This is a genomic window from Filimonas lacunae (genome assembly GCF_002355595.1).
GTDB classification, from domain to species: Bacteria; Bacteroidota; Bacteroidia; order Chitinophagales; family Chitinophagaceae; genus Filimonas; species Filimonas lacunae.
Genome location: NZ_AP017422.1, coordinates 2113712 through 2133995 on the forward strand (window position 1 = coordinate 2113712; position 20284 = coordinate 2133995).

17 protein-coding genes are annotated in these 20284 nt (G+C 43.3%); 10 read left to right on the plus strand and 7 right to left on the minus strand.

Going from position 1 to position 20284, the window contains the following annotated elements; translation table 11 throughout:
* Nucleotides 1-80 precede the first annotated feature (80 nt).
* The gene (locus FLA_RS08505; RefSeq protein WP_096510841.1) at nt 81-1526 is read left to right on the plus strand and encodes an MBG domain-containing protein; all 1446 of its coding nucleotides are present in this window, start codon (nt 81-83) and stop codon (nt 1524-1526) included.
* 53 nt (nt 1527-1579) lie between these two features.
* On the opposite strand, the gene FLA_RS08510 is transcribed toward FLA_RS08505, so the two are convergent.
* The 4 genes from FLA_RS08510 to FLA_RS08525 are packed head-to-tail and all read right to left on the minus strand — an operon-like array spanning nt 1580 to nt 8093.
* On the minus strand, nt 1580-2566 hold the full coding sequence (locus FLA_RS08510) for a DUF5007 domain-containing protein (RefSeq protein ID WP_076381153.1): 987 nt from the start codon (nt 2564-2566) through the stop codon (nt 1580-1582).
* Nucleotides 2567-2587: 21 nt separating this feature from the next.
* On the minus strand, nt 2588-3292 hold the full coding sequence (locus FLA_RS08515; protein WP_076381152.1) for a hypothetical protein: 705 nt from the start codon (nt 3290-3292) through the stop codon (nt 2588-2590).
* An 11-nt stretch (nt 3293-3303) separates the two neighbouring features.
* Nucleotides 3304-4890, minus strand: coding sequence for a RagB/SusD family nutrient uptake outer membrane protein (locus FLA_RS08520; RefSeq protein WP_076381151.1), 1587 nt, complete (start codon nt 4888-4890; stop codon nt 3304-3306).
* A 17-nt stretch (nt 4891-4907) separates the two neighbouring features.
* Nucleotides 4908-8093, minus strand: a complete 3186-nt coding sequence (locus FLA_RS08525; protein ID WP_084206412.1) for a SusC/RagA family TonB-linked outer membrane protein — start codon at nt 8091-8093, stop codon at nt 4908-4910.
* Nucleotides 8094-8373: 280 nt separating this feature from the next.
* Here FLA_RS08525 and FLA_RS08530 point away from each other — a divergent pair, with 280 nt between their 5' ends.
* Together FLA_RS08530 and FLA_RS31430 are read left to right on the plus strand one after the other, a co-directional pair.
* Nucleotides 8374-10695 (plus strand): S9 family peptidase, encoded by a 2322-nt coding sequence (locus tag FLA_RS08530; RefSeq protein ID WP_076381324.1) that lies wholly within the window; start codon nt 8374-8376, stop codon nt 10693-10695.
* Between the two features lie 112 nt (nt 10696-10807).
* The gene (locus FLA_RS31430) at nt 10808-11167 is read left to right on the plus strand and encodes a hypothetical protein (RefSeq protein WP_159445154.1); all 360 of its coding nucleotides are present in this window, start codon (nt 10808-10810) and stop codon (nt 11165-11167) included.
* Nucleotides 11168-11265: 98 nt separating this feature from the next.
* Here FLA_RS31430 and topA read toward each other — a convergent pair whose 3' ends face one another.
* Together topA and FLA_RS08545 are read right to left on the minus strand one after the other, a co-directional pair.
* Nucleotides 11266-13608, minus strand: a complete 2343-nt coding sequence (topA, locus tag FLA_RS08540) for a type I DNA topoisomerase (RefSeq protein ID WP_076381149.1) — start codon at nt 13606-13608, stop codon at nt 11266-11268.
* A 51-nt stretch (nt 13609-13659) separates the two neighbouring features.
* The gene (locus tag FLA_RS08545) at nt 13660-14517 is read right to left on the minus strand and encodes an alpha/beta hydrolase (RefSeq protein ID WP_076381148.1); all 858 of its coding nucleotides are present in this window, start codon (nt 14515-14517) and stop codon (nt 13660-13662) included.
* A gap of 198 nt (nt 14518-14715) precedes the next feature.
* On the opposite strand from FLA_RS08545, the gene FLA_RS08550 reads away from it, so the two are divergent.
* The 7 genes from FLA_RS08550 (at nt 14716) to FLA_RS08580 (ending at nt 19762) form a co-directional block, all read left to right on the plus strand.
* Entirely contained in the window at nt 14716-15483 is a 768-nt protein-coding gene (locus FLA_RS08550) for a Rossmann-like and DUF2520 domain-containing protein (protein WP_076381147.1), read from the plus strand.
* A gap of 221 nt (nt 15484-15704) precedes the next feature.
* On the plus strand, nt 15705-16040 hold the full coding sequence (locus FLA_RS08555; RefSeq protein WP_076381146.1) for a 2Fe-2S iron-sulfur cluster-binding protein: 336 nt from the start codon (nt 15705-15707) through the stop codon (nt 16038-16040).
* Nucleotides 16041-16069: 29 nt separating this feature from the next.
* Nucleotides 16070-16309: a Fe-S cluster assembly protein IscX gene (gene iscX, locus FLA_RS08560; protein WP_076381145.1), complete on the plus strand. Its 240-nt coding sequence runs from the start codon at nt 16070-16072 to the stop codon at nt 16307-16309.
* 8 nt (nt 16310-16317) lie between these two features.
* Entirely contained in the window at nt 16318-16839 is a 522-nt protein-coding gene (locus tag FLA_RS08565) for a KdsC family phosphatase (RefSeq protein WP_076381144.1), read from the plus strand.
* A 12-nt stretch (nt 16840-16851) separates the two neighbouring features.
* Complete coding sequence (locus FLA_RS08570) at nt 16852-17796, plus strand: geranylgeranylglycerol-phosphate geranylgeranyltransferase (RefSeq protein ID WP_076381143.1); 945 nt, start codon at nt 16852-16854, stop codon at nt 17794-17796.
* A gap of 17 nt (nt 17797-17813) precedes the next feature.
* A complete protein-coding gene (locus FLA_RS08575) occupies nt 17814-18404 on the plus strand; it encodes a Maf family nucleotide pyrophosphatase (RefSeq protein WP_076381142.1) in 591 nt (196 codons plus the stop codon).
* Nucleotides 18405-18451: 47 nt separating this feature from the next.
* Entirely contained in the window at nt 18452-19762 is a 1311-nt protein-coding gene (locus FLA_RS08580) for a DUF2851 family protein (RefSeq protein WP_076381141.1), read from the plus strand.
* A gap of 75 nt (nt 19763-19837) precedes the next feature.
* Here the strand turns inward: FLA_RS08580 and FLA_RS08585 are convergent, their stop codons facing one another.
* Entirely contained in the window at nt 19838-20242 is a 405-nt protein-coding gene (locus FLA_RS08585; RefSeq protein ID WP_076381140.1) for an OsmC family protein, read from the minus strand.
* Nucleotides 20243-20284 lie beyond the last annotated feature (42 nt).

Below are 20284 nucleotides of genomic sequence, written 5' to 3' on the forward strand. Positions count from 1 at the left end.
AGTATGCCGATGGTAGCCTTACTATCAATAAAGCAACGTTAACCATTACTGCCATCGATTCAGCTAAAGTGTATGATGGTATGTCCTTTACAGGCGGTAACGGCGTTAGTTATTCCGGTTTTGTAAATAATGAAAATGCAACGGTGCTGACTGGTTCAATAACCTATAGTGGTACCGCGCAGGGCGCCGTAAATGTAAATGCTTATGTAATAACTCCGGGTGGTTTAACCGCTGGCAACTATGCTGTTAGTTATGTGAACGGTGCATTGATTATTAATAAAGCGGAGGTGATTATTACAGCGGATAACAAAGCACGTTGTTTTGCAGAAATTAACCCTGGTTTTACGGTGAGTTATGCTGGTTTTGTACACGGTGAAGATAGCCTCGTATTAAGCGCATTACCTGTTGCCCAAACCATTGCTACCACACAAACCGTAGCCGGCAATTACGATATTATACCAACAGGAGCAGTGGCTGATAATTACAATTTCTCCTATGTCAATGGAACATTAACCATTCACGCACTGCCGGTAAGCAATTTAACAGCAATACAGGGTACTATTCTTTGTGGTACCAGTGCAACACTTCCCATAAGCGCATCGGGTGCTTACAGTTTTGCATGGCTGCACGATAATACAGCTATAGCAGAAACCACCGCAACTTTGACCGTTGCAGAAACCGGAATGTATGCTGCCGTGGCTACGGATGGTTTTGGGTGTAAAGCCACTGTAGCCAACAATATTGCAATTACCCGTTTATTGGCTCCACAGGTAGCATTTAATTATAATAGTTATTGTGTAGATAAAGCAGTCAACTTTACTAATACGTCCGATATCACGTTCAGCGGCGTTGTAAACTATACCTGGAGCAGCGGTAATGGTGAAAGTAGCAGTAATATTTCACCTCAGTTCACATATAGTGCAGCGGGTAATTATACAGTTTCTTTAATCGTAACACCGCAAAACTGTCCTACCCTGGCAGTAACTGCTTCGCAGGTAATACCGGTAGAAGCAGAAACACCAGGTATACGGTTAACGCAGTTGAATGCGCAACCCGAAACAACGATAACTTTACAGGCGCGAAATTTGCTCAACGCAAGCTATAGCTGGTTGCCTGCTACAGGCCTCTCTAATGCTTCTATTGCTGCCCCCAATGCAGTTTTACAAAAAGACCAGGATTACCTGGTAGAAATGTCGTTTCCTTCAGGTTGTGTTGCCACAGATAGCCTGCATGTTAGTGTATACCTGGCAAGTGATATACTGGTACCTAATGTGTTTTCTGCAAACGGAGATGGGCAGAATGATATACTATACGCCAATTTACGGGGCATGAAAAAATTGAACTATTTCAGAGTATTTAATCGATGGGGTAAAAAGATATTCGAATCGTTTGATATGGCAAGAGGATGGGATGGCACCTGCAACGGTGAATTACAGCCGCTGGCTACCTATGTATGGGTGGCGGAAGGGGTTGACAATAATGGTAACACTATACGAAGGCAAGGCTCAGTAACCTTATTAAGATAGTAAAAGAAGGCTTCTCTCCAATAAATGAGAAGCCTTCTTTCCTATAAGTGCAATTATTTATGAACAGCGTCGGTTAATTTTACCTCTACCACATAGGTGCCTTCCAGGTTAATTTTAAAAGCAAACACCGGGTTTGCTGAATAGCCTGTGGTAGAAGGCATACCGTCAATAGCTACATAACTGCTGGGTATACGGTAATACTGTAAGTATCCCCAGCTATACCCTGTATTGTCTACATAAGTAGACAAAGGAAAAGGTGCCAATTCAAAGTTGCACACCATAGCAGTATCGGTAAATACTATCGGGTGAAATTTAGCATAGGTGGGGAAATAAGGCCTGTCGCCACGTTTAATCACCTCACCCTTTAAAGGATTAAAAGGAACTCCATTTTTGTCGGTAATCTTTAATATCACCGAAGAGCCATCATCACTTTGTTTGGTAAAGCTTATTTTAGGGGTTTTCATAGCAGTGGTAGCAGCAGTAATATCATCAAATGCATTAGCAAAGGTAGATGACAAGGTAAACATGTCATCATCCGTAGGGTCCATTACATGTATAAAACCAGCTGATGGATAAAACTTGGTGCCATTGGCATTGGTAGCCTCTATGTCAAAATTATACATGCCTACAGGAAGGTTTTTAGTACCTCTGTTAAATACAATCTGACCGCTGGTGGTGTTGAAATTGTATGGAGGAATTTTATTCAGCTGCCTTTTAGCATTTAAAATGTCAACAGTTGTATCAGTAGCAATGTTAAAGCTTAAACCAGGTTTAAACTGCATCACTTCATACAAGGTAGTAAACTCCACTGGTGCAGCCTTTCCCGTGGCACTATCGCGCAGGTTTAACAGTGCAAAAGTAACAGGAGGGGTACTGCCATCATAATTGATTTTATCAGAAGCCTGGTATACCAGCCCTCTTTTGCAAATGATTTCCTTACCTGTATAGCCCAATGTATTACTTAAAAAGCCCGGCACTATTTTGCTGCAGGCAACTAAACTGCCTGTGATAATGAATAACGCCAATATATATCGTTTCATTTTGTATGTTTTACGGATGAATTAATTACCGGATAAAGGCTCCCCATTAAAGAAAAGCCGGTGGTAGCCATCCAGCACATGCAGTATTCCCGTGGTGGTAATAATACCGGAGGTTTGGCAGTCAGAACTGATGTCTTTCTGCGATTCCGGGATAGCGTCAGGATCGGCTGCCAGGTCGTCACGACTACCTATTACCAATGTGAAATTTACATATTCTATATAGTCGAGGTAGTTACTATAAACATCAGTAAACCGGTGTAGTTTTATTAAGTAGGTAGTATCAGCAGATACTGGTCCTAACAGGTTATTGTAAATTTTACCCCTGGTAGTTAAACTGTCGCGGGTTATTTTACCGGCAAACATATAGGTAAGCAGCGAATCCTTGTAGTAGGATACCGGGATGCTATCGATAGTAAACGTAATATTTTCATCGTTTAATTGTATGATACGTTGCTGCTTCTTAGCCGAAACCCAGTCATCCACTCCGTAGTTGGTAACAGCAAAAAAGGTGATATTGCTATTGAGCTTTTCCTGTAAACCGGCTTTGTCTATCAGGTGTATAAGCGAACTAAACTGTGGTTTCGATTTCAGGTAGTCGTAAGTGGTCATGTTTACCTCGGCCACAGCTTTGCCACCATCGTCTTTATAGGCATCTTTTTTACAACCGGTGCCGCAGCAAATAACCATGCAGGCAAACAGCAGGCTATATAATCTGGTAATACGCATATGTAATAAGTTTAAATTTTACCCTTCCAATAAGATGTCTGGCTTAATTTGAGATTATCTCTGAATAATGTGGGATCTACCGGCCAGTAATAGCCGCTTTGTTTAAACCGGCTTTCTGTTAGCCACCCAATAAAAGGTTCGTATTGCCGCGTGCGTAGCAGGTCCCAATAAACATGTCCTTCCAGGTACAATTCTTTGCCACGTTCCAGCACATATTCATACATCACGTCTTCTACAGTACCGGAAGGGTCAGCAATGTGCTCTTCATTAGCGCCGCGCCTTTTTCTTAAATCATTGATGATACCTGCAGCTGTGGCAGCGTCGCCTTTGTAAAGGGCTATTTCTGCCTTTAACAGTACCATGTCGCTCAGGCGAAAAAGAATCATGTTATTGCTTAAATAAGGATCTGTTTTGGTTTGAGCCGAGCGGTACACCACATTACTGTATTTTAAGCAAACCGGGTGTGGTTGTCTTATGTTGGTAAAGTTGTGACGGAAGCGTACATCCGTTGAATCGTAAAATGTATTCCATATCCAGGCATAGGCATCCTCGTCCCAAACCCATTCTCCGCCAAAGCCATAATGATCGTCGAGGTATCTTTTGGGTACATAATACCGTGGGTTAGTAGTGGCGGTGGCCAGGTATTGAGTAGGTAAAAAAAACAGCCCGATGCCTTCAAACGAGCCTTCTTTATTGTCTTCGCTCATATTGATTTCAAAAATAGATTCAGAGGAGCGACCTATAAACATGCGTGAGTAATTGGCAGTGTCGGTAAAATTATAACCACCATAAGTAAGTACTGCATCAATGGTAGTATCTGCATGCTGCACATCCTGCATAATAGGTGCATTGCTGGTGGCATCAGTCATAGTAGCCCGCCATAAATACAAATGTGCCAGTAGGGCATAGGCCGATCCTTTGTTGGCCATCACGGCTTGTTCAGCGGTATTTTCATAGCCCCAGGAAAGCATAGCAATAGCTTTGTGACAATCATCCTCCACCTGTTTCATCACTGCCACACGCGACGAACGCTCCAGCTGTGGGGCAGTAAGTGGATTATCATATGCTTCCAGCTCAATGGGAGCTTCGCCCCACACACGGGTAAGCATAAAGTAACAGTAAGCTCTTATAAAAAATGCCTGACCCACTATTTTGTCTTTAAAAGCCGCTACATCACTTATGTCTTTATACAACAACTTATCGTCAATGGCAGGCACCTTCTTAATAATTGTATTACACATGGCTATTACCTTATAAAACCGGCTCCAGTTGCCCAGGCTGTTGAGGTTGTAATTCTGGGTAAAGTCGCCACCCTGTATATACTCCAGCGCATCACCGGTATATTGTATGGTAAAATAGTTTTGTGCTACCGCATCGCCATACATGTAGTAGCTGTTGCTTTTGTAGGTAAGTGCATCGCGCAATAAACTGTAATTGCCTGCGAGGGCAGCATTACAATCGCCCACACTTTTCCAGAACACACCATCGTAGGTAGAGTTTACAGGCTCCTGGTTCAGTACCTTATTGCACGAGGTAAAACAGAATATCAGTAAAGCAGCCAGCACAGCTGAAACTGCAGGAAGTATCTTCACTTGCATAGTTATTGGTTTATCCGTTAAAAAATAACCTCCAGGCCAAACGTGTATTTTTTAGGAATAGGGTAGCCGTTGCCATTATATTCCCCATACGCATTAATAGCTTCCGCATCAGGCAGGTCTTTACTGCGTTGCCATCTAAGCAGGTTATCGGCCACAGCAAATACTTTAATGCCCCTGAGATTAATTTTTTGTAACAAGCGGGCAGGCAGGTTATAAGTAACGCTAACACTTTTCAGTTTTACATAATCACCCTTGGTGAGAAAAAAGGTTTGGTCCGAGCGGTAATAATAACGGTAAGTGCCTAAATCCAACTTGGCGTATTCTGCTTTATCCCCCGTTTTTTTCCAGATATTAATACCATCCATATCAGGCAGTGCATATTGTGCCAAACCAGCTACAGCATTGCCTCCCCAGCCCGAAAAGGTGTTGAATAGATCTGATTTATACAGGTCCAGCACATCCCGCCCGAAAGTATAAGTGAAAAACAAACCCAGGGTAAAACCTTTATAAGTAAAGGTATTAGTCCAGCCGCCGGTGAATTTGGGATTGGGATCACCAATAGGCATCTTATCGCCATTTACACCATCATTAAAAGGATCTATTTTATAATCGCCATCCAGGTCGGCCAGGTGAAACTCTCCTTCCTGGAAAGGGCTGGTGCCTACACTCAGCTTATCTCCAGTAAGCGGGTTGATAGGGATATCATTACTGGTAGAAAACACGCCCAGTGTTTTTACTAAGTAAAATGTATTTACCGGGCTGCCAACACTTAACAGGTGCGATTTATTAAAACGGTCGTTGCTCATAATTAAATCACGACCGCCATTAGGCAGATACATCACCTTGCTTTTATTGAAGGAAACGTTCAGGCGTGAAAACCATTTCACAGGGCTTTTTTCTGAAAGTGGAGAAGCCGTGAACGTAAGGTCTACGCCGGAGTTTCTTACACCAATGGCATTGGTGAGGGCATAGCTGTAACCGGTGGTAACAGGCAGGTTAACACTAAACAACTGGTCTTTATTGTCTTTATTATATACATCCGCCGATAAGGTGTACTTGCCGTTACGAAATTCTATATCCACGCCTGCGTTCAGCTGTGTGCTTTTTTCCCAGCTAAGGTTAGGCTGTGCAGCGCCATCTCTGAAATTGGGGGTAATAGCCGTAGTACCATTATAACCCGAGGAAGTGTAATTACCTGAATAGCCTCCTGCATTTACGGTATACAGGTTGTACTGCAGGTAATTGGAATTAGGCAGGCTGCCCGAGTTGCCAATACTGCCCCGTAGCTTTAATAAACTGATAGCCGAAACATGCCTGTTGAAAAAGGATTCTTCTGATACTATCCAGCCTACCGAAACTGCCGGAAAGGTGCCCCATTTACTATTGGCTCCAAACCGGGAAGAGCCGTCTGTACGTAGGCTGGCCGAGAATATATACCGTCCTTTAAAATCATATGCCAGGCGACCGTAGTAGGAGAGGATGCCATATGTTTGGTTGTCGGTGATGGTGGTGATTTTATCCTGGCTATATCCATTTACCACTTGTATAGGATCGCTGGAGCCGCCATAGCCAGAGTCTTTGCTGTACTGGTAATTATCGTACAAAACATCCTGCCCGGCTATCAGGTTTATATTATGCTCTTTAAACACTTTGGTATAAGTGAAATAGTTAGAGGTAGATATATTGGCCTCGTTATCACTAAAGGAATAAGAAGAATTGCCTTTGCCGCTGTTTAATTCACTGGTGCGGCTGTAATCGCGGCGCGAGTTATTATACAAAAGCGCGGTTTGTGAAGTAAATTTGAAATCATTGGTGAACTTAACGCCCAGGTTTAGGTTGAAGGTAAACTGGTTGTTTACATTCTTGTCCAGGTTTTTGCTGTAAGTGCCCAGCAGAAAGCTTCTTTTGGTATCGCTTAAGTTAAACAAGGAGGTGGGCATAGTACCCGCATCTACAGCAGTTGATTTGGTGATATCACCAGAGCCACGGCCCCTGTCCATACGGCTAAATGCAATCAACGGGTTAAAAGTAATTTTGCCATTCCAGGCTTTGGATTGCAGGTTTAGCCGCATTGAGTACCTTTTAAAGCCGGTAGCCTTAATAATTCCCTGTTCGTTATAATAGTTGGTATTAAACCGGTAATTACTGTTATTACCGCCACCCGACATGCCCAGGTCGGCATTAGTAATTAAGCCCGTTTGGTAAAACATATCCTGGTAGTCTGTATTGCCGTTAAACGCGGGGTTTAAGCTGTCGGTAAGTATATAAGGCAACTGGCGTTGGTTAACATAGGTAAGTGCGTCTTTTAACAGCAATAGCTTTTCCAGCCGTTCTTTGCCGCCCAGGTCGGTTTTACGCAGCTGTGGACGTTCTGTAATACCATTATATCCCGAAAGGGTTACTTTGGGGTCGCCGGATATGCCTTTTTTCGTTTTAATTAATATCACCCCATTGGCTGCACGCGAACCGTAAATAGCAGCAGCCGACGCATCCTTCAACACATCAATGCTTTCAATATCATTAGGGTTTACGCCACCCAGGTAGTTGGTGCCTGTGCCTACACTGCTGCTGATGTAGCTTTCGGTAGGTTGAGGTACACCATCTACTACATACAAAGGAGCGCTTACAGCATTCAGCTGATCGTAACTGGTGCTGATGCGCGAATTACCCCTTACAGAAACAGTGGGCGAAGCACCGGGCTCGCCGGTATAGTTTTGAACGTTTACACCTGATAAGCGCCCCTGCATTAACTGGTCAAAGCTGGCTATAGGAAGATTTTCAATCTCCCGGCCCGAAATGCTGGCAATAGAGGAGGTGTTCTTTTTACGTGATATTGACTGGTAACCAATCAGCACCACATCTTCCAGTTTGCCGTCTGCATCTACCATAGTAATAGTAAGTGGTAGATGCAGGCTGGTAAGCGTTAGTGTTTGAATTTTAAAGGTAGTGTGTGATACGGTTAACACCAGGTGCGTGGTATCTTTTACCAGGATACTGAAATGCCCGAGAGAATCGGTTACTACGGTTTTATTGCCTTTGAGCATAACCGAAGCTTTTTCAACCGGCAGTCCTTTGGCCGAAACAACAGTGCCGGTAAGCAGTGGTGGTTTGGTTTGTGCGTAAGTTACAGCACAACTGTACAGTAATAACAAAAGCGTTGCTAACGACAACAAATGTTGCCGTGGAGGGTGACACAAGCTCATATAATGTAGGTTTGGTTCTCTAGGTGGTTATGATGATATCTGTAGTTTTGGTATTGGTTTTCATGTACAGGGGTAATCTCATGTGCAGGCTGGAAAATGTGAGGATTGACCAGCTTCTATCAAAGTAATACAATTAAGTTTTATGTTTATTATCCGTAATTAACATTTTGTTTACATATATTAATCTATACATGCAAAAAAGGAATAGCAATGGATGTGGGGAATACTCGTTTATTTTGCTTTACCTTTCACATTATCAGAGGTTTATTCATTTTTGATTATGAAATTGTACATACTGTCCGCCGCCTGTTTAACAGCGGCCCTGACTGCTAAGGCACAGGCAGTCAACCCCGTTACAGCAGAAAACTACCGTTTTGCTGAAAGCCGTTTAAGTTATAACACAGACGCATTAGTGGATCATTTCAATGTGTCGCCGCAATGGCTTCCGGATGGCAATTGCTGGTATCGGGTGTTAACCGCCAAGGGTAGCGAGTTTATATTGGTAAACACCACAAAAGGAACACGTGCCGCTGCCTTTAACCAGCAGCAGCTGGCCACTGCTTTGTCATCAGCAACTGGCAAACAGTACGATGCCTGGCACCTGCCTTTTCAAACCTTCCGCTATTTACCTGATCATAAAACTATCTGGTTTACGGTAGAAGGAAGGTTGTGGCAATATGATATGCAACAGCAACAGTGCGTAATAGTAAACCAGTTTATTTCCGATGCTAAGGCCAACCCGGGTAAACGTGAAAACGAAGTGTTATCGCCTGATGGAAAACGCGCTGCTTTTATAAAGGAGCATAACCTGTGGGTGAGAGAGGTAGCTACCAACCAGTTGACACAGTTAACTACAGATGGCATACAGGATTTTGGCTATGCCACCGATAATGCAGGATGGACTACCAGTGACGCTCCCGTGTTACGCTGGTCGCACAACTCCCGCAAAATAGCCACCTTTAAACAAGACCAGCGGCATGTGCATAATATGTACCTGGTAACCACCAATGTTGGCGCACCTGATCTGCATTCCTGGAAATACCCTTTACCAGGCGATTCGGCGGTTATCATGATTCACCGGGTAATTATTGATGTAGATAATGCCAGGGTGATACCCATACAGGTAGGCCCCGATCCGCACCGTGGTACTTTAAGCGATGATATATCCAGCAGCGGTACTTTTGATGATGTGGATTGGAGCGGGGATGATGCTGAGCTGGCCTTCGTATCCACTTCACGCAACCACCAGCATGAAAAGCTACGTATAGCCAATGCCACTACAGGCCAGATTAGGGAAGTGATGGAAGAAAAGGTGGCTACACAATATGAATCAGGCCAGGGAACCATTAACTGGCAGTATCTGCAAAAAAGTAAAGAGTTTATCTGGTATTCTGAAAGGGACAACTGGGGACACCTATACCTCTATGATGCCACTACCGGCAAAGTGAAAAATCAGGTAACTAAAGGTGAGTGGGTAGTAACCCGCTTACTGGAAGTAGATGAACAAAAGCGTGTGGTGTATTTTGAAGCCTGCGGACGTGAAGCAGGTAACCCTTATTTCTGTTACCTGTATAAGATCAACTTTGATGGTAAAGGGTTAACCCTGTTAACACCAGAACCTGGTAACCACAAGTTTACTTTCTCACCTGATAAAAAATTCCTGGTAGATACCTGGTCGCAGCCTGACGTGCCGGGAGTTACTGTGTTACGTAATAAAGAAGGGAAATTGTTAACTACACTGGAAAAAGCGGATATCAGCCGCTTAACCGCTACGGGCTGGAAAGCGCCTGCACCTTTTTCTGTAAAAGCAGCGGATGGCAAAACGGATGTATATGGCCTGCTGTTTACACCTACGAATCTTAATCCCAATCGCAAATATCCGGTGGTAGATTATATCTATCCGGGCCCACAGGGAGGCAGCGTACGCAACTGGTCGTTTACTTCGGCCAGGGGCGATCATCAGGCGCTGGCCGAACTGGGCTTTATTGTGGTAGTGCTGGAAGGAACCAGCAACCCTATGCGTAGTAAAAGCTTCCATGACATGAGTTATGGCAACATGGCCATTAACACCCTGCCTGATCAGATAACCTGCATTCGTCAGCTAAGCACACGTTACGGTTACATTGATACCACGAGAGTGGGCATCTGGGGACATTCGGGTGGCGGTTTTGCTACAGCCGCCGCCATGTTCCGATACCCCGACTTTTTTAAAGTGGGTATTTCCGAATCGGGCAATCATGACAATCGTAACTATGAAGATGACTGGGGCGAGCGTTATAACGGCCTTACCAATGCCAGTGACTATGTAACACAGGCCAACCAGTTATACGCTGCCAACCTGAAAGGGAACCTTTTATTAGCACATGGCTTAATGGATAATAACGTGCCACCTTACAACACCATGTTGGTAGTAGAAGCGCTGGAAAAGGCCAATAAAGACTATGATTTAATCGTATTCCCATCCAGTCAGCATGGCTTTGGTACATTTTCTCCCTACATGATGCGCCGCCGCTGGGATTATTTTGTGCGTCATTTGTTAAATACAGCGCCTCCTAAAGAATATTTACTGGTAAACAAACCTGACCCACGAAACAAACCATAAGCTGGTACTATTTGCAAGTGGTAGTTTTGCCACAATACATTCCCTGTAAGAAGTCGCTCTGGTTATAAGCGTGTTCTTACAGGGATTTTTATATACACCTATACAAGCGGTAATGGTATGGAACGATGTTTTTGTATATAGTAATAGTTATGAAAAAACATTTATACCACCCATCAAAAACAATTTTATGCAAAACCTGGAGGAACAGAACTTGACATCTTCTTTTGGGATATACGATTTTCAGGAATATTATATGCCAGGAGGAAGTTCCCCTGTAGAGGAGGACGATGAGCTGGAAGACGAAGATGAAAATGAGGAAGACTGGGAAGAGTTGGAGGATGAAGAAATAGAAGAGGCGGAACCTGATTTACCGCTTGATAAAGAAGATCTTGATGAAAATGATTTAACGGATGAAGAGGTAGAAGACCTGGAATGGGAAGACACAGAAGAGGATGAGGACGATGATGTGTGACATCCGCTACTGATAAAAAAATTAAACTATAACCGTTCAAATAAAACAAAAAGCGGTAAGGTAGCAAAGTAAAAGCCCGCATTACGCGGGCTTTTAGTCTATTTAGCTTTTTTCTTCCTGGCCACCTTTTTAGGCGGGTTGGCTTTCAGCTCTTCAATAATAGCTTTTACTTCTTCAATGGTAAGTTCTGCGGCTCTTTCCTGCTGTTCTTTACTCAGCTTATAGTTGCGCAGGCCTTGTTTGATATAAGGGCCATAGGGGCCTTTCAATACCTGTATTTTTTCTTTCTCGAATACTTTAATAGTGCGTTCGTCTTTTGCCTGGCGTTTTTCGGCAATCATCGGCGCTATCTCTTCCAGTGTAACACTGTAAGGATCCATTTCTTTATTCAGTGAATAAAACTTTTTGTCGTGGGCGGCATAAGGGCCAAAGCGGCCAATATTTACGCTTACATCCGAACCTTCAAACTCTCCCAGCATACGAGGCAGTTTAAACAGCTCCATAGCTTCATCGTAAGAAATGGTTTCTATACTCTGGCTGGCTTTTAACTTGGCAAAGCGTGGCTTTTCCTCATCATCCTGGTGGCCAATCTGTACCATTGGGCCGTAACGTCCCATACGGGCAATTACTTTTTTACCACTGGCTGCGTCTACGCCCAGTTCTCTTTCTCCTTTGGCGCGCTCTGCAGTTTCCAGGGTAACTTCAATATTGCTGTGGAAGGGTTTATAAAACCCATCAATCATATTGTTCCATTTCAGTTTACCGCCAGCTATTTCGTCAAACTCTTCTTCAATTTTAGCGGTGAAGTTGTAGTCCATTACCTTTTGAAAGTGTTGTTTCAAAAAGTCGGTAACCACCAGGCCCAGATCGGTAGGGAACAGCTTTGATTTTTCTGCACCGGTATTTTCCTGGATCACTTCTTTCTTCACTTCATCTTTCTTCGTCAGCTCCAGTATGTTCACGTCTCTTTTCACTCCTTCCTTATCGCGCTTTTCTACATAGTTACGTTTCATAATGGTAGAAATGGTAGGCGCATAGGTAGATGGACGGCCAATACCCAGTTCTTCCATTTTCTTTACCAGCGATGCTTCTGTATAGCGTGGTGCAGGACGGGTGAACTTTTCGGTAGCTGTCATTTTAGTAAAGTCCAGCGTTTGGCTCACTGTTAATGGTGGCAGCATACCGTCAGTATCTTCTTCGTCCTCTTCGTCTTTACCTTCCAGGTATACCTTTAAAAAGCCGTCGAACTTCATCACCTCACCGGTAGCAGATAACTGGTCTTTATTGGTAGAGATGCTGATTTTGGCAATGGTTTTTTCAAACTCTGCATCACTCATTTGTGAAGCGATAGTTCTTTTCCATATCAGCTCGTACAGGCGGCGTGTATCCTGATCATCTACCGTATGCGCATTCATATAGGTAGGACGGATGGCTTCGTGCGCTTCCTGTGCGCTCTCGTTTTTGTTTTTATATTGACGTGACTGATAGTAATTGTTACCGTAACTCTGTGTAATCTCGTTTCTGATATCCCCCATAGCGGTATCACTCAGGTTTACACTATCCGTACGCATGTAGGTGATTTGACCGCTTTCGTACAGCTTTTGAGCAAGCAGCATGGTTTTACTCACACTGTAGCCCAGTTTGCGGGATGCTTCCTGTTGCAGGGTAGAGGTAGTGAACGGAGCTGCAGGTGTGCGTTTGGCAGGTTTCACCTGTATATCGGCCACTTTATAGGCAGCACCCTTACAGCTCTCTAAAAACTGCAGTGCGGTTTGCTGGCTGCTTATTTTAGCAGGACCATCCGCTTTAAAGGTTACCGATTTGCTATTAATATCTTTAGCACTGAAAAAAGCTTCTACTTTATAGCTGCTTTCTGATTTAAAAGCGTTGATTTCGCGTTCGCGTTCGGCAATCAGCCTTACCGCCACACTTTGTACACGACCAGCACTCAGGCTGCGTTGCATACCTATTTTACGCCATAAAACCGGGCTTAATTCAAAACCTACCAGCCTGTCCAGCACACGGCGGGCCTGCTGTGCGTTTACCAGGTCCATATTAATACGGCGTGGACTGGCTACTGCCTTTTTAATGGCAGGTGCAGTAATTTCATGGAAAACGATACGTTTGGTATTTACGGGATCCAAACCCAAGACTTCAGCCAGATGCCAGCTGATGCTTTCCCCTTCACGGTCCTCATCCGATGCTAACCAAACCTCATCGGCTTTCTTGGCAAGTGACTTCAACTCTTTTACCACCTTTTCTTTATCCTCGGGCACCATATAACGTGGGGTATAATTGTTGTTCAGGTCTATCCCCATATCATCCTTTTCCAGATCGCGGATATGCCCGTAACAGCTTTTTACCTCAAAATCACCCCCTAGAATTTTTTCTATGGTCTTGGCTTTCGCCGGTGATTCGACTATCAGAAGGTTCTTTGCCATGCTGCAATATTAATTCAATCAATTAAAAGACAAACAATGTTACATTTATTTTCAATAGATAGTGAAATCTATAATTTGTTTCTGAATCGACTCCTCCCGGTATATCTGGCTGTGTCCCAGGCCCGTTGTTTCAATAAAACGCACGTGGGAGAGTTTTTTTAACCGGGTATCATCTGTATCTGCAAACGGACAAATTCTATCCTCCGTATCATGCAACCACAAAACGGGATTAGTAAGGCTTTGTACCACCCGGTTCACTGAAAACCAATGAATTGGGTGACTACCTGCCGTTTCCAGCCGGTTTACAAAAGCCTGGTAGCTGGCCGGAGCCAGCGGAAAAATATGTGTAAATTGTTTTACCGCCCGTGACAATTCTGAAGCGGGGGCAATTAAAGTCAGTTTTACGTTAGGCTGTTGCAGTTCTTCCGCCGCCAATGCCACGGCCAATGCACCTATGGAGTGGGACAAAATACTGTAAACAGGTCCGTATTGGGCAATTATATATAGTATAATCTGCTTGTACTCTACAATATTCAGCGTTTTTCCACCGCTGATGCCGTGCCCGGGTGCATCAAATGCCAGTACGCGAAAGCCTTGCTGTAATAAAAGTGTTACATATGCATCAAACCGGTAACTAAAACTATCAAAGCCATGACAGATTAAAACAGTACCACGAGTTTCCAATTGAGCAGGAAGCCATTCAAACCCGTTGATTTCTAAATTGTTAAAGGTAAATGAGCGGGAGGTTCCCTGCTGAAAAACGGGTGGCATTTCACGCTTAGGCTTGCCACTATAAGGCGTACAAAATAGCTGGAAAGCGGCATCTGCTGCTATCCGGGGCGACACACTGCCAAGTGCTCTGAACTTGGCCCTGTAATAGCCTTTCGCTATTTGAACAAGTAATTTCATCCTGGTTTAAGGTTTAGCCAACGAAATTGTAAGCCCTTCAAAAATAAGGTATTCAGTTTTAACGCTTTATAATTACTCCATTTTTTCCCTTTTGGGGCATATTAGACTCTGCGATTATTAATAGCTGGGAAGTCGAAGTATAATTTCGTTACTTGCTTACATCAAACCGATGAATAGTAACACTTAAAGCGGCATAGTATGAAGGTAGTTTTAATAGGATCCGGTAATGTTAATACCGTATTGGGCAAGAAAATAGTAAAAGCGGGGCACCAGGTGCTACAGGTCATCAGCCGTAACCTGGACAATGCTGGGCAGCTGGCAGGCGAATTAGGAGCAACGGCAGCAGATAGTATACAGCAACTGAATAAAGAAGCGGATATATATATATTGTCGGTTTCTGATTCTGCATTGCCTGAAATAGCAAGCGGGCTTCAATTAGACAAGCAATTGGTAGTACATACTACCGGGGCAGGTTCTATTGAGTTACTGAAAACCTGCTCTACCCGTTATGGCGTGCTGTATCCCTTACAAAGTTTGCGTAAGAATATGAATAGCAACCCGGTAATACCCCTGTTTACTGACGGTAATACGCCGGAGGTAGAACAGGAGATACTGCGTTTTGCGGAAACCCTTTCTTCCATAACAGGCCATGCAGACGATGCGCAACGTATTAAATTACATGTGGCGGCTGTGCTGGTCAATAATTTCACCAACTACCTGTATGCACAGGCAGAAGTGTTTTGTAAACAGGAGCGTATTGACTTTAAAGTGCTGTTACCTTTAATAGAAGAAACTTCAGGACGCTTACATCACTATTCGGCTGCCGATGTGCAAACAGGCCCTGCTGCCAGAAGGGATATGGTAACAATAGAAAAGCATCTACAGATTTTACAGCCCTACCCGGAGCTGATAGAGTTGTACGTGAATATTTCAGATTGCATTATTAATAACCCGGTTAAAAAGTAACGCTGCCGGGATATAAACATAAAAAAAGTCTCCCGTCAAAAAGAGGGGAGACTATCTATAGCAAGCAATCGTTTCCGTTTGTTAATGGATTGCAAATGTAAGGGCTTGTTTGAATAAAACAAACAATTGTTCGTAGAAAATGTGGGCCTGTTTCCCAGGTGAGCGTCTTCCTCATTTTTAGCACATTATCCCTACTTTTGCTGCCCAAATTAGAATGATTCATGTATCAGATTAAGGTGAATTTTGAGCAGAAAGGATTAGCACCGGTAGTATTGGAAAATATTGCGTCTAACCAAAGCTTGCTGGAAATATGCCTTGATAATGGTATTGAATTACATCATAATTGCGGTGCAGTTTGTGCTTGTAGCACCTGTCATGTGTACATTGACAAAGGCGAGGAGTTTATCCCGGAGATTACAGACAGGGAAGAAGATTTCATTGACAGGGCGGTAAACCCGCGCATTCATTCCCGCTTAGGCTGTCAGTGCGTGTTGAAGCCTGGTAGCGGTTCATTGGAAATAACCTTGCCCGATCAAACACAGTTTTTAGGTGAATAAACACTACTACCACATTAAAATAAGAGAATATGGCCACTTTTGAACCTCCTATTCACTGGAGCGATCATGAAGATATTGCTATGAAATTATACGAGCGCTTTGGTGCGGAGTTTAATGAGGGTAAAATTTATCGTATTCGTTTTACCGATTTGCTGGAATGGATATTGGAGGTGCCTAACTTTGAAGGCACGCGTGAACAAAGTACAGAAGGACACCTGGAGATGATTCAGAGTGCGTGGGTATATGAATGGCGTGATAATCAGAAATAACAGGTAGGATGAATGTATTAGAACTATTTAAACCCATCACCACTTTTGTTTTTGATGTGGATGGCGTACTTACCGATGGCATGCTGCTGGTAATGCCCGGCGGATTAATGGCCAGGCGTATGAACATTAAAGATGGGTATGCTTTGCAGCTGGCTATTAAAAGGGGATACAAGGTGGTGATTATTTCGGGTGGCAACTCCCCTGAAGTAAAAGAACGACTGAATAACCTGGGTATCACCGACGTTTTTATGAAAGTGGAGAATAAGCTGGAATGTTTGCAACAATATATGCAACAGCATCAGCTGAAAGCAGAAGAGCTGTTGTTTATGGGGGATGATATTCCGGATTATGAAGTAATGCAGCTTACAGCTTTGCCTTGTTGTCCATCAGATGCAGTGGCAGAAATAAGGAGTATTGCCCGTTATATTTCCCCGTTAAAAGGAGGAGAAGGCTGTGGCAGAGATGTGATAGAGAAGGTGTTGAAGCTGCGTGGCGACTGGATGACTGACACACAAATTAAATCGCAATAAAACCTATTGTACTTGAAATTATTGAGCGCTTTTTTGAAGCTGGTAAGGTGGCCTAACCTTGTGTTTATAGCACTTACGCAGGTAATGTTCAAGTATTGCGTATTGCAACCCATATTTCAGCGGGCCGCATTAACGCCTAACATTCAGGGCGTCAGTTTTGTGCTGATTATTTTATCGTATGTGTTTATTGCAGCAGCAGGATATATTATCAACGATTATTTCGATTTGAATATAGACCAGGTAAACAAACCGGATAAAGTGATTATTGCCCGTGTTATCAGAAGGCGTTGGGCGCTGGCCTGGCATATTATTCTAAGTGTGCTGGGTATCCTGTTCAGTTTGTATGTGGATTTACGCTCGGGCAGTAAAATAGCAGGCTTCAGCGCTTTTTGCTGTGTTATCCTCCTCTTTTTTTATTCCACTACTTTAAAGAAGAAGTTTTTAATAGGCAACATCATGGTTTCGGCCATTACTGCATGGCCTATTATTGCGCTTACCTGGTTTGAGGGTAACCAGTTTTTTATTTACCAGAGCCGTGCAGGCAATCTGCAAATTGATAAAATTTTCCGCCTAACGGTTTTATACACCAGCTTTGCCTTTATTATATCGTTGATTCGTGAAGTAGTGAAGGATATGGAAGATGTAGAAGGCGACAGAAGATATGGTTGCAAAACCATGCCTATTGTATGGGGCTATAATGCCGCTAAAGTGTTTGTGGCTGTTTGGCTGGTAGTGTTAATTGCTTTGATTGTTACCACCCAGGCATATGTAATGCGCTTTGGCTGGTGGTTTAGTGTTATATATGCGGTAGTGCTTATTATTGGCCCTTTACTTACCGTAGGCAAAAAGTTAACTACGGCTCAAAGTCCGTCAGAATATCATAAGCTAAGCAGTTTAATCAAGCTGGTGATGCTAACCGGTATATTGTCCATGAGCTTCTTTCTTATTTATTCCTGATACTTATTTTTGTTTGTATGCAACAACAGGTTATACTGGCTTCCCAATCTCCTAGAAGGAAACAATTACTGGAATGGGCTGAAGTGCCTTTTACTATTGTGGTAAAAGAAACTGCGGAAACCTATCCGGAAAGCATGGCTATTGCAGAAGTGCCTGTTCATATAGCGCGGCAAAAAGCATTGGCAGTGCGGGAGCAATTACAAAGTGAAAAACCGGCTGTTGATTCGCCTGTGATACTAGCGGCAGATACTGTAGTGGTATTAGGCAAAAGAATAATAGGAAAGCCCAAAAGCAGGCAGGATGCTATAGATACGCTTACTGATTTAGCAGGGCAACGACACGACGTTATTACCGGTGTAGTGATACTGCATCAGGAAAAGGAAATTTCTTTTTATGATGTAACACATGTGGAGTTTCATTATTTGAGCGCAGATGAGATTGCTTTTTATGTAGATAAATATAAGCCATATGATAAGGCAGGCGCATATGCCATACAGGAATGGATTGGCGTAGTAGGTATTAAAAGTATAGAGGGCGATTTTTATAATGTGATGGGATTGCCTGTAAGCAGGGTGGTGCGGGCCTTAAAAGATTTGAGTGTGTTGTAAAATAATAAACATGTTGATTTATATTGAGTTAAAATCAACGATTGCTTATGCTAACTCATGCACCGCATACAGCTAACATTATTACCGAAAAACTATTACAGTTTATATGGTTGCACCGCTACTTCAATTACAAAAGCGCCTATACTACAGAAGGTGAGCCCATAGAAGTGATTCAAACGGGTATACTTAATGTAAACCAGGGGCCAGACTTCTTACAGGCACGTATCCGTATTCGCGATAAAACATGGGCAGGGAATGTAGAACTGCATATTCAAACTACAGATTGGGACAGGCATAGGCACTCGCCAGATAGCCACTACGATAATGTGGTGTTGCATGTAGTATGGCAACATCCAAAACCAGCCGCTTCACTTGGTAACCGGCAAATTCCTGTGCTGGAACTACAACCTTTGGTTTCTACATTAATGTTGCAGCAATACCAGAAACTGATGGAGGCACCGGATTTGCCGGGTTGCAGCAGTTTATTACCTGTATTGTCCGATATAAGCTGGACCGCCTGGAAAGAAAGGTTGGCTGTAGAACGATTAACACGTAAATCGGCAGAGATACTGGAGTTTTTAACTGCTTCCAATAATCACTGGGAAGAAGTGTTCTGGTGGTTGCTGGCCCGCAACTTTGGATTGAAAGTGAATGCAACTTTCTTTGAAACGGTCGCAAGGTCTATACCAGTGAATGTGCTGGCCAGGCATAAAGGACAAATAAACCAGCTGGAGTGTTTATTGCTGGGGCAGGCTAATTTGTTGTCAGAAACATTTACAGGTACTTACGAGCAAATGCTGCAAAAAGAGTATCGTTATTTAAAGCACAAGTATTCATTGCCCACTATTAAAGGTCAAGTTTCTTACTTACGCATGCGTCCTGCGGCTTTTCCTACCGTACGCCTAGCGCAGCTGGCTATGCTTATTCATAAATCACATCACCTGTTCTCCTTTGTTCGTGATGCTGATTCACTACAGCAGGTAACCTGTTTTTTTGATGTTACCGCCAACGATTACTGGCATTATCATTATACCATGCGGGAAACTGCTGAATATTTGCCTAAGAAGATGGGAAAGGCGCTGGTAAACAATATTGTGATTAATACAGTGGTGCCAATATTGTTTGCCTATGGTTTGCATATGAATGATGAGCTCATTAAGGAGAGGGCAGTGGCATGGCTGTTACAAACCCCTAAAGAAGAGAATAGTATTATTACTTACTGGCAGCAACAAAATATAGAAGCGGTGAATGCTATGGACTCACAGGCTTTGATTGAACTGAAAAACCTGTATTGCAGCAAAAAACAATGTCTTGATTGCGCAGTAGGAAACACATTGCTTAAAAACAGTAGCAGCTGACAACACAACAGTCGGCTTCTAAAGCCGGCTGTTGTGATATAAATAGACTGGCTGCCGTTAGGCGCAGCCAGATGCTTACCAGTTAAATACCACATCCTGAACAATATCAGGGTGCAGGCTTTTGGCCACAGGGCAGGTATGAGCCGCACGTTCCAGTATGGTTTTGTTTTTATCATCTATTACCAGGGTAGCAGGGAAGCTGAACACCACTTTCACCTGGCTAATACGGCGCGGGTCGGCTGCCATTACTTTGGTGATAGATACAGTAGTGCCTTCCAGGTCAACTTCCATATCGCGGGCCTTGATTCCCATAATTGTTAACATACAGCTTCCCAAGGCGGTAGCTACCAGGTCTGTAGGGGAAAAACGTTCGCCTTTGCCCTGGTTATCTACCGGAGCATCTGTTTCAATGACGGTTTGACTCTGCAGGTGTCGGGCTTCAGTTCTTAGCTGTCCTTTATAAATTATTTCTGAAGTCATTGGATAAATTTTTGCCTAAATTTACGGCTATCAAATAATTCG

Excerpts from the sequence above, each read along its gene's own strand:
- FLA_RS08505 (WP_096510841.1), top strand. The coding sequence starts at position 81 with ATGTCCTTTACAGGCGGTAACGGCGTTAGTTATTCCGGTTTTGTAAAT.
- FLA_RS08510 (WP_076381153.1), bottom strand. The coding sequence starts at position 2,566 with ATGAAACGATATATATTGGCGTTATTCATTATCACAGGCAGTTTAGTT.
- FLA_RS08515 (WP_076381152.1), bottom strand. The coding sequence starts at position 3,292 with ATGCGTATTACCAGATTATATAGCCTGCTGTTTGCCTGCATGGTTATT.
- FLA_RS08520 (WP_076381151.1), bottom strand. The coding sequence starts at position 4,890 with ATGCAAGTGAAGATACTTCCTGCAGTTTCAGCTGTGCTGGCTGCTTTA.
- FLA_RS08525 (WP_084206412.1), bottom strand. The coding sequence starts at position 8,093 with ATGAGCTTGTGTCACCCTCCACGGCAACATTTGTTGTCGTTAGCAACG.
- FLA_RS08530 (WP_076381324.1), top strand. The coding sequence starts at position 8,374 with ATGAAATTGTACATACTGTCCGCCGCCTGTTTAACAGCGGCCCTGACT.
- FLA_RS31430 (WP_159445154.1), top strand. The coding sequence starts at position 10,808 with ATGGTATGGAACGATGTTTTTGTATATAGTAATAGTTATGAAAAAACA.
- topA (WP_076381149.1), bottom strand. The coding sequence starts at position 13,608 with ATGGCAAAGAACCTTCTGATAGTCGAATCACCGGCGAAAGCCAAGACC.
- FLA_RS08545 (WP_076381148.1), bottom strand. The coding sequence starts at position 14,517 with ATGAAATTACTTGTTCAAATAGCGAAAGGCTATTACAGGGCCAAGTTC.
- FLA_RS08550 (WP_076381147.1), top strand. The coding sequence starts at position 14,716 with ATGAAGGTAGTTTTAATAGGATCCGGTAATGTTAATACCGTATTGGGC.
- FLA_RS08555 (WP_076381146.1), top strand. The coding sequence starts at position 15,705 with ATGTATCAGATTAAGGTGAATTTTGAGCAGAAAGGATTAGCACCGGTA.
- iscX (WP_076381145.1), top strand. The coding sequence starts at position 16,070 with ATGGCCACTTTTGAACCTCCTATTCACTGGAGCGATCATGAAGATATT.
- FLA_RS08565 (WP_076381144.1), top strand. The coding sequence starts at position 16,318 with ATGAATGTATTAGAACTATTTAAACCCATCACCACTTTTGTTTTTGAT.
- FLA_RS08575 (WP_076381142.1), top strand. The coding sequence starts at position 17,814 with ATGCAACAACAGGTTATACTGGCTTCCCAATCTCCTAGAAGGAAACAA.
- FLA_RS08580 (WP_076381141.1), top strand. The coding sequence starts at position 18,452 with ATGCTAACTCATGCACCGCATACAGCTAACATTATTACCGAAAAACTA.
- FLA_RS08585 (WP_076381140.1), bottom strand. The coding sequence starts at position 20,242 with ATGACTTCAGAAATAATTTATAAAGGACAGCTAAGAACTGAAGCCCGA.